Origin of the sequence: Bacillus sp. LJBV19 (assembly GCF_017797845.1) — a bacterium.
GTDB classification, from domain to species: domain Bacteria; phylum Bacillota; class Bacilli; order Bacillales; family Bacillaceae; genus Bacillus; species Bacillus velezensis.
Genome location: NZ_CP072563.1, coordinates 2,791,027 through 2,803,878 on the forward strand (window position 1 = coordinate 2,791,027; position 12,852 = coordinate 2,803,878).

A 12,852-nucleotide genomic window follows, 5' to 3' on the forward strand; every position below is an offset into this window, starting at 1 on the left:
CCTGAAAGCACCCTCTTTCATCATATCTATATTCATATCCTTTTTTCTGACGAATAAACTAATGTAATAGGACGTGCCGACCGAGAGGAGGATCGATGTGAATCCGCACTATGCAACTGTTTTTTTCCGCGCGCTGTTTGTACTCGCTGCGGCCGGCGGCGCTTTAGCGGCCGGTTACGCCTCATTTCCGTTAACTTATCCGTTTCTGATCGCCCTTATTCTGTCATCAGCGATCATTCCCGTAGTTGACTGGCTGGACAAACTGACGGGGCTGCCCCGGTCAGTCAATACTGTCATTGTCCTGGTCTTCTTTTTGCTTATTCTTCTTGGCGCGGCGACATTTCTCGTTGCGGAAATCATTTCGGGAACCGCCTATCTGGCCAAAACACTCCCTCCCCATATCAGCGCCTTTATGACGTATTGCGAAGAGCTGTTCACTTCCCGCATTCAGCCATTGTACCACGAGCTGACCGTCTTATTTAACGGACTGGAAACCAATCAGCAGGCATCCATCGTGACGCATATTCAGACCCTCGGTGATACAGCCGCTAAAAATGCGGGGCTGATGCTTTCACATCTTTTGGAGCTGGTGCCGAAATGGATTGCCTTCCTTCCCAATACAGCTGCCGTCTTCATTTTCGCAATGCTGGCGACTTTTTTTATGACAAAGGACTGGCATAAGCTGAAGGCGCTGCTTTATTCTATTCTTCCGGAACGGGTTTCAGCAAACGCCAAGGCCGTATCGGGAGAGCTGAAAAAAGCGATGGCAGGTTTCATTAAGGCGCAGGCCGTGCTCATCCTTTTCACGATGATCATTGTCTTTATCGGACTTTTTCTTTTAGGGATTGAGCATGCGGCAACCATCGCCTTTTTTATCGGCCTGGTTGATCTGCTCCCGTATCTCGGCGCCGGGTCGGTCTTTGTTCCCTGGATTATGTATTTGGCCATTGCCGGTCAGCTTCCTCAAGCGATCGGTCTCGGTATTTTATATATTGTGGTTCTCATTCAGCGCCAGCTGACGGAGCCGAAAATTTTAAGCAGGTCAATCGGACTTGATCCGCTTGCGACCTTAATCGCCCTGTTTGCCGGCTTTAAACTGTTCGGAATTTTAGGACTGGCTGCGGGGCCCGCCCTGCTCGTTTTCATTCAGGCCTTTATCACAACGGGCGCTTTAAAAGAAATATGGGCCTATATTACTGTTCAGTCCAAATAAAAACAGCAGCCCTGTAAGAAGGCTGCCGTTTTTATTTGATAATGATCCGCTTGTTTTTTGACATTCCTCTCAGCCATTTGAACAAAAGCGGCTTCATGCGGTTCCGAGTGAACGGAATCAGAAGACAGGCCCCTGCAATATCGGACAGAAAACCCGGAAGCATCAAAAGCAGGCCTCCGAAAAAGACGCATATTCCGTCAAGAAGCGCTTCCCCCGGCATTTTGCCGTGCTGCAGGTCGCGCATCACCCGATGATACACATCGGTTCCCTGTCTTTTTGCCACCAAGGCGCCTAACACGCCTGTCAAAATGATGAGAAGGAAGGTCGGAAAAATACCGAGCCATTTTCCCGCCAGCAGAAACAAGCCGATTTCAATTGCCGGACACACGATAAACAGTAAGAATAACACTCTCATTTTTCTGCCCTCCCGCCCTTCTAAAAGCGTGTCACCGCCCGCATGGGAATAGGAAAATCAGCCTAAAGACAAAAGAGAAGGGAGAACCCCCCTCTCTTTTTTAAAGCTGTTTAAAGAACGCTTGCGCGGCCTTCATACACAGCGCCGCGGGCAGCGTCAACTGTGATAACCTGTCCTTCTGTTAAAACTGAAGTTGCGTTCTCCAGACCGACGATAACCGGAATGCCCAAGCTTAAACCGACAACAGCTGCATGGCTTGTCAGACCGCCTTCTTCAGTGATGAGCGCTGATGCTTTTTCAAGTGAAGCGATCATGTCGCGGTCAGTGCTTGAAGCAACCAATACTGCGCCGTCTGTCATTTTTTGTTCAGCTTCTTTCGCATTTTTTGCAACAACGACCGGACCGAATGCAGATTTGCGTCCGATGCCTTGCCCTTTCGCGATAACGCTGCCGACAGTGTGGACTTTCATCAGATTCGTCGTGCCTGATTCACCGACAGAACCTGCTGTAATGACAATCAGATCACCGCGTTTCACGATGCCGCTGTCAAGTGATTTTTGAACCGCGTCTTCAAGCATTTCATCGGTTGAATTCGCGTTTTGGCCGCTTGCCGGGAATACACCGAATACAAGGCCGAGTTTGCGTGATACAGACTCATTAACCGTAACGGCTACAATCGGAGCCTGCGGACGGTATTTCGCGATCATACGCGCCGTATGGCCGCTTTCTGTAGGGGTAACGATAGCTGCCGCACTCAGATTGATCGCCGTGTGCGCAACTGATTGGCCGATCGCATCGGTAATCGTCATGCCGACCTGATCTCTGCGTTTAGACAGAATTTCTTTGTAGTTCAGAGATTCTTCCGTGCGTGTGGCGATGTTAAACATTGTTTGAACCGCCTCGACAGGATATTGTCCCGCAGCCGTCTCACCGGAAAGCATGATAGCGTCTGTGCCGTCGAAAATGGCGTTGGCAACGTCACTTGCTTCAGCGCGTGTCGGACGAGGGTTGCGCTGCATGCTGTCAAGCATTTGTGTCGCAGTAATAACCGGTTTGCCGAGCGCGTTGCATTTTTTGATCATTTCTTTTTGCACGAGCGGCACTTCTTCGGCCGGAATCTCTACGCCGAGGTCTCCGCGCGCTACCATTAAGCCGTCAGATACTTCCAGGATCGCATCCAGGTTGTCCACGCCTTCCTGGTTCTCGATCTTAGGAATGATTTGAATGTCAGACGCGTTATGCTCTTCAAGCAGTTCGCGGATTTCCAAGACATCCGTAGAACGGCGTACAAATGACGCAGCGATGAAATCAACGCCTTGCTCGATACCGAATACGATGTCTTTGGCGTCTTTTTCAGTAATTCCGGGAAGGTTGACGCTGACGCCGGGAACGTTTACGCCTTTTTTATTTTTCAGCGTGCCGCTGTTTAAGATTTTTGTTTTGATTTCGTGTTTTTCCGGATTTGATTCTAGCACTTCCAATCCGATTAAACCGTCATCCAACAGGATGATAGACCCTGCTGACACGTCGTCTGCCAGGCCTTCATAAGAAACTGAGAATTTTTCAAGCGTTCCCAGCACCTGTTTCGTAGAAACGATAATTTCATTCCCCGCCTGAAGCTCAAGCGCGCCGTTTTCCATATCGTGCGTGCGGATTTCCGGACCTTTCGTATCGAGGAGAATCCCCACGTTTTTGCCGAGCTTTTTGCTTGCTTCTCTGATGTTTTTGATTCTTGCGCCGTGCTCTTCGAAATCACCGTGTGAAAAATTCAGACGAGCAACGTTCATACCCGCTTCCATCAATTTTGTCAGCATTTCTACACTTTCACTGGCCGGACCGATTGTACAAACGATTTTTGTTTTTTTCAACTCGTTCACTTCCTTCTGAAATCTTCAGCTTCTTCCGCCTTAAATAGACAGTTCTTTTGAAAGCTGATACATGTTTGGTTCAACAGTATGTTTTGATTCTAAAATTTCTATAATATCATGGTCTACAAGCTTGTTGTTTTGTATACCTACGCAGCGTCCGCCTTTTCCTTTAAGCAGAAGCTCAACCGCGTAAGCGCCGAGGCGGCTTGCAAGAACCCGGTCAGAAGCGCTTGGAGATCCGCCGCGCTGGATGTGCCCTAAAACGGATACCCGTGTTTCAAGGTTCGTTTCTTCTTCGATGCGTTTTCCGAATTCAACCCCGCTGCCTACCCCTTCTGCAACGATGATGATACTGTGTTTTTTGCCGCGGTCGTGCCCTCTCTTCAAACGGCCGATAATTTCCTGCATATCGTAGTCCGCTTCAGGAATTAAAATTGATTCCGCTCCGCCTGCAAGACCTGCCCATAAAGCAATATCGCCCGCATGGCGCCCCATCACTTCAATAACGTATGTACGCTCATGAGACGTAGCGGTGTCACGGATTTTATCAATCGCATCAATTACGGTATTTAGCGCCGTATCAAATCCGATCGTAAAATCAGTTCCCGGGATGTCATTATCTATCGTACCCGGTACACCCACACACGGAAACCCGTGTTCCGTTAATTTTTTCGCACCCATGTATGAACCGTCTCCGCCGATGACGACAAGACCTTCAATGCCGAGTTTCTTTAAATTTTCGATTCCTTTTTCACGGCCTTCAACTGTTTTGAATTCAGGACATCTGGCCGTGTACAGCTTTGTTCCGCCGCGGTGGATGATGTCACCGACCGAACCAAGCTCCAGTTTCTCTATTTTTCCGCTGATTAATCCTGAATAACCGTTATAAATTCCGTACACTTCGACGTCGTGGTAGATAGCTTTCCGCACAACCGCGCGCACCGCAGCGTTCATACCCGGGGAATCCCCGCCGCTCGTTAAAACTCCTATACGCTTCATTTCCTATTCACCTCAGCAACATATATATGTTAAACATATCATGATCATTGCCCTAAAACAATGAAAAGGGACGCCTGAGCTCCCATGAAACCTTACCTATTATACAATTAAATAAATTGTTTTTAAATAAAATTTAAGGAATATCACAAAAATCACAAAAAATAAACGTGAGCCATAGGCTTCACGTCTATTCAGTTTACCCCGATATATTGATCTTCAACCGAAACTTTCCCGATTGCTTTATATTTTTCATAGCGCTGTGAGATCAATTCTTCGGCGTTCATTTGAAGAAGAGATTTTAACGTTTCTTTAAGAATACCGTCAATGTAGCCCGCCTGCTGCTTGATATCATGGTGAGCTCCGCCCTTCACTTCTTTAATCATATCATCAATAATTCCTAATTCTAATAAATCGGGCGCAGTAATCTTCATGGTTTCGGCCGCTTTTTTCGCAAGGCTGGAGTCTTTCCACAAAATGGACGCGGCTCCTTCAGGAGAAATAACGGAATACGTCGAGTTCTCAAGCATCAGCATGCGGTTGCCCACACCTAATGCAAGCGCGCCTCCGCTGCCGCCTTCCCCGATGACGATACAAACGACAGGCACTGTCAGGCCGGCCATCTCGAACAGGTTCTTGGCGATGGCTTCACTTTGTCCCCGTTCCTCCGCCGCTTTACCCGGGTACGCTCCCTTCGTGTCGATGAAGCAGATAATCGGGCGGTTGAACTTATCCGCCTGCTTCATGAGACGAAGCGCTTTGCGGTAGCCCTCAGGGTGAGGCATCCCGAAATTGCGGACGAGGTTTTCTTTCGTGTCTTTTCCGCGCTGATGTCCGATGACGGTGACCGGCATGCCGTGATATTTGGCGACTCCGCCGACAATCGCAGCATCATCTCCGTATGTTCTGTCTCCGTGGCACTCAAAAAAGTCGGTAAACAGGTATTGAATGTAATCAAGCGTCGTCGGCCGGTCGGGAAGGCGTGCGATCTGCACTCTGTCCCACGGCTTCAGGTTTTTATAAATCTCATCCTGGAGCTTGCTGAGCCGGTCTTCAAGCCTTGCGATTTCAGCGCTTAAATCCATCTCCGAATCTTGGGTGAATTTTTTCAGTTCGGCGATTTTCGTCTGCAGTTCAATCACTGGTTTTTCAAATTCTAATCTTGCAGCCACTCATGCTCACCTCCTGTTTGGTGCATGTCCAGCAGAAATGCGAGTTTGTCTTTCATGTCGTTTCGGTGAATCACCGCATCAAGCTGGCCGTGCTTTAATAAAAATTCCGCCGTCTGGAAATCTTCCGGCAGTTTTTCCCCGATCGTCTGTTCAATAATACGTCTTCCGGCAAATCCGATCAAGGCGCCCGGTTCAGCGAAATTATAATCACCGAGAGACGCGAAACTGGCCGATACGCCGCCTGTCGTCGGATGGGTCATGACAGAAATAATCAGTCCCTGCTCCTCACTGAACAGTTTTAATGCAGAGCTTGTCTTGGCCATTTGCATAAGGCTTAAGACCCCCTCCTGCATACGTGCGCCGCCGGAAGCGGTAAAGATGATAAACGGGACTTTTTCCTCTTTTGCTTTTTCAATTGCAAGCGTGATTTTTTCGCCGACAACCGAACCCATGCTGCCCATTCGGAATGTTGAATCCATGATCGCGATCACGGCAGGGAATCCGCCGATGGTTCCTTTTCCGGTAACCACCGCTTCATTCAGCGATGTTTTCTCACGGTCTTTTTCGATTTTTTCTAAGTATCCCGGGAAACCGAGCGGGTTTTCAGATATCATTCCCTGGTTGAATTCTTCGAATGAATCTTCATCCAGGAGGCTTTCAATGCGCTGCTTTGCATTCATCGGGAAATGGTGCCCGCAGTTCATGCAGACGCGCAGGTTTTTATCTAACTCTTTTGTGAGCATGATTTTTTTACATTTGGGGCACTTTGTCATAATGCCTTCCGGAACATCATGTTTTGCCTGCTCAGACGGCACGGAAGCATATTTTTTCTTTTTTGTGAATATATCCTTTAACAAATGATTACCTCCCTTTTGTGAAGGGTTCTCTTCACTGCATGTCTTCCGATTAGATAGACTTAATAATAACTTTACCGAAACTATTGTACTTTTTTTGTCAAACGGTGTCATCCTCCATTCGACATTTTTTGCTGCAAAACAGACGGAAACGGACGGATTTCATACCGTAAAAAGCGTTGTTCAGCCTTATCTGTCAGCGTTTTCAAAAGAAATAAGGATTCTGCTGAAATTTTTTTAAGACCTGCCCTTAAAAAAATGCCAGCAGTCCGTATATTGAACAGCAGCGCGTTGTTTTTTTCCAACGCGCTGCCATTTCATTTTTGTGTTATTATTCGCCGATGACTGTGAGCTGTCTTGTTTTTTCAGCCACTTCCTCAGGATCGACCGTAATTCTGGCGACGCCCGTTTCCATCGCTGCTTTCGCAACAGCTTTCGCAACGGCAGGAGCCACACGTTTGTCAAATGGAGCCGGGATGACATAATCAGCGCTTAATTCTTCCTCTGAAACGAGGGAAGCAATCGCTTCAACCGCAGCAATTTTCATTTCTTCGTTGATGTGAGTCGCGCGAACGTCAAGCGCCCCGCGGAAAATTCCAGGGAATGCCAGAACGTTGTTGACCTGGTTCGGGAAATCAGAACGGCCTGTTCCGATTACGCTTGCGCCGGCTGCGCGCGCGTCTTCAGGCATGATTTCCGGATTCGGGTTGGCCATTGCGAAGATAATCGGATCTTTCGCCATGCTTTCCACCATTTCTTTCGTCAGCGCGCCTTCGACTGATACGCCGATAAAGACGTCTGCATCTTTAATGACATCCTGCAGCGAACCGTCGTTGCGGTCTTGGTTTGTAAACTTCGCCACTTCGTTTTTCACTGCGTTCATGCCGGCCGGACGCCCTTCGTAAATCGCCCCTTTAGAGTCGCACATTACGATGTCGCGTACGCCGAAATGGTAAAGAAGCTTGATGATCGCGATGCCTGCCGCTCCCGCTCCGTTTGCCACAACTTTAATGGATGACATGGATTTTCCTGATAATTTCAGCGCGTTTACAAGTCCGGCAACGGTTACGATGGCAGTGCCGTGCTGATCATCGTGGAAAACCGGAATGTTTGTTTCTTTTTTCAGGCGCTCTTCGATAATGAAGCAGTTCGGCGCCGCAATATCTTCAAGGTTGACACCGCCGAATGTCGGTGCAAGCAGCTTCACAGTGTCAATGATTTTGTCCACATCGTTTGTGTCAAGCGCGATCGGGAATGCATCCACGCCCGCGAAACTTTTGAACAGCACCGCTTTCCCTTCCATGACCGGAAGAGAAGCTTCAGGCCCGATATTACCGAGACCGAGAACGGCTGATCCGTCTGTTACGACTGCTACCATGTTCCCCTTCATTGTATAATCATATACTTTATTTTTATCGTCATAAATCTCTTTACAAGGCTCAGCTACTCCGGGAGAGTAGGCAAGGCTTAAGTCGTCCGCGTTTCTGACTTCTACCTTTGCTTTTGATTCCAGCTTTCCTTGATTTACTTTGTGTAAATGTAACGCTTCTTCTCTTAATGACATTCTAAACACTCCTTTTAAGTACTTTGTTACATATTCTGCCGCATAGACTGGTACAATCGCTGGAGGTGAAAAATTTCAGAATCTTTAAATAAGATAGCACAATTGTTTCAATTGTATAACAAAACGATTATTGTTACCACTATTTTAACACGACGTTTTCGCGGCCCAGCAGCTCTTTTAAACGGTATAACGCCTGATGGTCCGCCTGAATATGAAAAGTATGCGGCAGCCTGATCGTCTGCTTGTCTTTTTCATAATAAAGATAAACGCCGGTTTCCCCTTTATGCTCCAGTAAAATACGCTTCATCTTTTCCAAAAACTCCTGATTGTGCCGGCTGCCTTCGATTTTGATGTAAACAGACGGCGCTCTGTCTGCCTCCGTCTGCTCAAGAAGAGAGGCGGATGACATGATGAATTGTGTCTTCTCCTGACGCTCTTCCATTTTTCCGGCGGCGAATAAAAGCGCGCCTTCTTCTAACAGCGGAGACAGCCTTCTATATTGGTCAGGAAACACGACGGCTTCCATTTCTCCCGTTTCATCGCTTAATGTGAGAAACGCCATATGCTGACCTGTCTTTGTCCGAATCGTTTTGATGCCCGCGAGCAAAGCGCCGATTGACAGCTGCCCCTTCGGCATCTGCCGCGCTGCTGTGATCGCTTGCGCCCCCCGTTTTTTCAGGAGATCCCTGAAAGCAGACAAAGGATGGCTTGAGAAATAAACACCGAGAGCTTCTTTTTCGAACCGAAGCTTGTCCACGAGCGGAAATTCCTCAGCCTCTACATATTTTGGCTTAATGGAGAACGATTCTTCCAAAAACAATCCCATTTGGTCATCACCTGCACGAAAAAGTTCAGCGTGCTCTAAAGCCACATCAACGGAGGCCAGCAAGGCTGCGCGATTTTGATTGAATTCGTCCATGGCGCCAGAAAATATAAGGGCTTCGATGGTTTTCCGATTCACGCTTTTTGCAGGTACGCGAAAGCAGAAATCGAAAAGATCCTCGAACGGTTTATGTGTTCTTGCTTTATAAATATCTTTCACTGCCGAGACGCCTACGTTTTTAACGGCCCGCAAACTGTATCTGACGGCTCCGTTTTCCGGCGCAAACGGAAAACCGCTTTTGTTTATTGACGGCGGAAGGACTTGAATCCCGCTCCCCTTCGCTTCATGCAGATATTGCGATATTTTGTCCTCATTGCCGATGACGCTCGTCAACAGCCCGCACATAAAATATAACGGATAATGGGCTTTTAAATAGGCGAGCTGATAGCCGATCATGCTGTATGCGACAGCATGGCTTCTGTTGAATCCGTAGTTAGCGAATTTTACAATCAGATCGTAGACCTCGTTTGCAGTGACTACAGAATACTCCTTTTTTAAGCACCCTTCAACAAAATGGCTTCGCTCTCTGTCCAGAATGTCCTTTTGCTTTTTGCTGACAGCCCGTCTGAGCAGATCCGCTTCACCTAATGAAAACCCTGCCATGCGCGAAGCGATCATCATTATCTGTTCTTGATAGACGATGACGCCGTAAGTGTCACTGAGAATATTTCTTACGTCCTCGTGCGGTACTTCCACACGCGCCCGCCCGTGCTTCCGGTCGATAAATAACGGAATATTTTCCATCGGTCCCGGCCTGTAAAGCGCGTTAACCGCGACAATGTCTTCCAGTCTTGACGGCTTCAGGCGTTTCAGCACGTTTCTCATTCCTGATGATTCCAGCTGGAAAATACCCGTCGTATCACCGTTTGACAATAGCGAGAACGTTTTTTCATCCTGATAAGAAATCTCGGAAAAATCAATTTTCGTATTCGTCTCTTTTTCAATCATCGTTTTAATGGATTCAATAAGCGTCAGGTTGCGCAAACCTAAAAAGTCCATTTTTAAAAGACCGAGATCTTCCAGGTGATCCATCGCATACTGCGTTAAATATACGCCGTCATGCCCTTCTTGAAGAGGGACAACTTCAGAAAGCGGCTCTTTACTGAGAACGACCCCCGCCGCGTGTGTTGACGTGTGTCTCGGAAGACCTTCAATTTTCCTTGCGATCTGAAACACTTTATGAAGAACGGCGGATTCGGACAGCCGCCTGTTCAGCTGAGCGGACTGCCGCCTCGCCTCCTCAAGCGTCATTCCCGGCTTTGACGGAATCAGGCGGGCAAGCTGGTCGGCTTCTTTCGGGCTGATTCCGAACACTCTCCCGGTATCCCTTAACGCCGCCTTTGCGGCCAATGTCCCGAAGGTGATAATCTGGGCGACGTGCATGGCCCCGTACTTATTTTGTACATACTGAATGACCTCATCCCTTCTCGTATCAGGGAAATCGATATCAATATCCGGCATGCTGATCCGCTCGGGATTAAGAAACCTCTCAAACAGCAGAGAATGTTTAAGCGGATCCACGTCGGTAATGAAAAGGGAGTAAGCGACAAGCGAGCCTGCCGCGGACCCTCTTCCCGGACCTGTCACAATGCCCTTTTCATGCGCATACTTCATAAAGTCCCATACGATGAGAAAATAATCACTGAATTTCATGCGCCTGATGACGTCCAGCTCATATTCAAGCCGGCGGGCAGCGCGCTCATCAGGAGTGCCGAAACGGAGGCGCAGCCCCTCATGACAGATCTCCGCCAAATAGTCATCGGCTGATTTGCCGTCCGGCGCCGGAAAAGACGGAAGCTGTGTCTGTCCGAGGCTGACATCGACCCGGCATTGCCGGGCGATACGCGCGGCTGCTTCAATCGCTTCCGGATGCCGCGTGTAAAACTCTGCCATTTCTTCAGGCGTCCTCAAGTATAAGTCCGGCAGATTCCCGCTCTGATCCTCCCATTTCTCTCCGGCTTTAATAGCGCACAGACAGCGGTACGCATCTTGATCTTCTTTCTTGATATAACGGACATCCCCCGCAGCGCAGACAGCGATTTCCGTTTCGGCTGACAGGCGGAGAATCTCTTCTGATAACGTCTCATGTCCTTTAAACGGCTGGTACCCTAAATAAAAACGGCCGTCTCCGAACAGCTCCCGGAATCCTTCGGCAGCCCGGACCGCTTCTTCAAACTTCCCGGCTTGAAGCAGGCTTTCAATGTACCCGTTTTCACCGGGCGTAATGGCGATCAGCCCCTCATGATAGCTCTTCATCCATTTTCGCTTCATGCCGCCCTTTGCCATGGATTGCAGCGCACTTGAGATTTTCACCAGGTTCTGATATCCCGTGTTTGTCTCTGCTAAAAGAATGAGCGGGTGTGCTTCAAGCTCCGTATCGTCCGTGTATATAGAAGCCGTCAGACCGATAATCGGCTTAATTCCGTTTGATTTGCATGCTTTATAAAACTCAATGGCGCCGTACATCACATTTTCGTCCGTCAGCGCCAATGATGAATATCCGAGTTCCTTCGCTTGTGCAACAAGCTCTTTTACAGAAGCGGCGCTGTTTAACAGACTGTAGCCGCTATGTACTTGCAGGTGAACAAAAGACAATGCCGCCACTCCTTTCCCATACGTTCATTTTGCCTTTCTACATTATAAGACGGGTTTTCTTAAGAAACAAATGTTCTTTTTTGACTCATCATCATACTTGTCCGTTTCGCTCAATATGATAGAAAAGTGAGGTGGTGTATATATGGATCAGGAAGCCGGATTTATGGCGAATTTCATCAGCAGTTATTTTATCGCCCTCGGTGTGTTGCTCGGCGGCGCGCTGATCGGCGGCCTCGGAGCTTATTTATCAGGCGAGCCTCCGCTGACGGCGATCACAAAATTGGCGAACAGGCTGAAGATCTGGGCGCTTGTCGCGGCCATCGGGGGAACATTTGACGCGGTATACAGTTTCGAGCGGGGGCTGTTTGAAGGCAACACGCGCGACATCTTCAAACAGCTTCTTTTAATTATTTCAGCAATGGGCGGCGCGCAGACCGGCTGGCTGATTATTTCATGGCTGACCCAGGAGAATATGTCATCATGAGAATTCCCGAGTATTATAAAAAACCGGGATGGCAGCGTTTTTTTGCGGGAATGATGTGCGGAGCCATCGTCAGCTGGCTGTTCTTTCTGTTTACATACGGAACGTTTCAGGAAGAACAGGTGACGTTAATTGAAAAGCAGCGGGAGCACGCGCGGGATTTAAAAAACCAAATCTCCATCTATCAGAAAGATCTTCATAAATTAAATGAGGATAATAAGCAAAGGCTGCTCATCCAAAGTGTTGATGTGAAGCTGATCAATGGGGAAAAATACAGAATCGCCCAGCCTGACAAGATGAAATTTGAGGAACAAGTGAAAGATAATATTTCTGAAGTCATCACAAAGGATATTGAAAGCGTGTATAAAACAAAGGAACTTTTAAAACGGACGATCGAAAACAAAATATACACCATAAATGAGAAGGAATTTAAAGCTGAAGTAAAGGAACTGACGATTTATACGAGATTGTCTGTCGAAATTCATATTTCTTTTGCGACGTAATTATGTCATTTTTAAAAATTTTCCATAGATCTGTCGCTTTTTTCTCCGCTTTTTTATAAACTGTAGATGAGACATTTTCAATGATTCTGAAGGGAGGAAGGGAAAATGGAGGTTTTTAGTGAACGACGCTTGGCAAAAGATCATGCAGCCCGAATCAGACAAGGCTATTCCGCATATGCAGAAACAAACACACTCGCTTCCCTCATAAAAAAAGAACTCCAAATCTGTAATCTCCGCGTCTACGAAGACCTGACTGAATTCGGCTGCTGGTTCATCCCCGTGACAGATGAACACTAAGAAAGAGGGTC

The 12,852-nt window shown here is 47.8% G+C and carries 11 protein-coding genes; 4 read left to right on the forward strand and 7 right to left on the reverse strand.

Annotated elements, in window-relative coordinates; genetic code table 11:
- Positions 1 to 97: 97 nt before the first annotated feature.
- Positions 98 to 1,213: a sporulation integral membrane protein YtvI gene (gene ytvI / locus J6600_RS13445; protein ID WP_106067961.1), complete on the forward strand. Its 1,116-nt coding sequence runs from the start codon at positions 98 to 100 to the stop codon at positions 1,211 to 1,213.
- Between the two features lie 31 nt (positions 1,214 to 1,244).
- Here the strand turns inward: ytvI and J6600_RS13450 are convergent, their stop codons facing one another.
- The 7 genes from J6600_RS13450 to dnaE all read right to left on the reverse strand — a co-directional run bounded on the left by J6600_RS13450 (position 1,245) and on the right by dnaE (position 11,560).
- On the reverse strand, positions 1,245 to 1,628 hold the full coding sequence (locus J6600_RS13450) for an FxsA family protein (RefSeq protein ID WP_012118168.1): 384 nt from the start codon (positions 1,626 to 1,628) through the stop codon (positions 1,245 to 1,247).
- A gap of 110 nt (positions 1,629 to 1,738) precedes the next feature.
- Complete coding sequence (pyk, locus tag J6600_RS13455) at positions 1,739 to 3,496, reverse strand: pyruvate kinase (RefSeq protein ID WP_007408069.1); 1,758 nt, start codon at positions 3,494 to 3,496, stop codon at positions 1,739 to 1,741.
- A 39-nt stretch (positions 3,497 to 3,535) separates the two neighbouring features.
- Positions 3,536 to 4,495, reverse strand: a complete 960-nt coding sequence (gene pfkA, locus J6600_RS13460) for a 6-phosphofructokinase (protein ID WP_007408068.1) — start codon at positions 4,493 to 4,495, stop codon at positions 3,536 to 3,538.
- Between the two features lie 191 nt (positions 4,496 to 4,686).
- The gene (gene accA / locus J6600_RS13465; RefSeq protein WP_014418621.1) at positions 4,687 to 5,664 is read right to left on the reverse strand and encodes an acetyl-CoA carboxylase carboxyl transferase subunit alpha; all 978 of its coding nucleotides are present in this window, start codon (positions 5,662 to 5,664) and stop codon (positions 4,687 to 4,689) included.
- Positions 5,649 to 6,521, reverse strand: a complete 873-nt coding sequence (gene accD, locus J6600_RS13470; protein ID WP_017418350.1) for an acetyl-CoA carboxylase, carboxyltransferase subunit beta — start codon at positions 6,519 to 6,521, stop codon at positions 5,649 to 5,651. The genes accA and accD overlap by 16 nt, the downstream gene beginning before the upstream one ends.
- 328 nt (positions 6,522 to 6,849) lie before the next feature.
- A complete protein-coding gene (gene ystJ / locus J6600_RS13475) occupies positions 6,850 to 8,082 on the reverse strand; it encodes an NADP-dependent malic enzyme (protein WP_007613079.1) in 1,233 nt (410 codons plus the stop codon).
- 139 nt (positions 8,083 to 8,221) lie between these two features.
- Positions 8,222 to 11,560, reverse strand: coding sequence for a DNA polymerase III subunit alpha (gene dnaE / locus J6600_RS13480; RefSeq protein ID WP_209387498.1), 3,339 nt, complete (start codon positions 11,558 to 11,560; stop codon positions 8,222 to 8,224).
- 142 nt (positions 11,561 to 11,702) lie between these two features.
- On the opposite strand from dnaE, the gene ytrH reads away from it, so the two are divergent.
- The 3 genes from ytrH to J6600_RS13495 all read left to right on the forward strand — a co-directional run bounded on the left by ytrH (position 11,703) and on the right by J6600_RS13495 (position 12,841).
- Positions 11,703 to 12,044, forward strand: coding sequence for a sporulation membrane protein YtrH (gene ytrH / locus J6600_RS13485; protein ID WP_003152438.1), 342 nt, complete (start codon positions 11,703 to 11,705; stop codon positions 12,042 to 12,044).
- Positions 12,041 to 12,544 carry a sporulation membrane protein YtrI gene (gene ytrI, locus J6600_RS13490; RefSeq protein WP_007408062.1) on the forward strand — a complete coding sequence of 168 codons (504 nt, stop codon included), beginning with the start codon at positions 12,041 to 12,043 and terminating at the stop codon, positions 12,542 to 12,544. Before ytrH ends, ytrI begins: the two co-directional genes overlap by 4 nt.
- 105 nt (positions 12,545 to 12,649) lie before the next feature.
- On the forward strand, positions 12,650 to 12,841 hold the full coding sequence (locus J6600_RS13495) for a YtzJ family protein (RefSeq protein WP_017418354.1): 192 nt from the start codon (positions 12,650 to 12,652) through the stop codon (positions 12,839 to 12,841).
- The last annotated feature ends 11 nt before the right edge of the window (positions 12,842 to 12,852 follow it).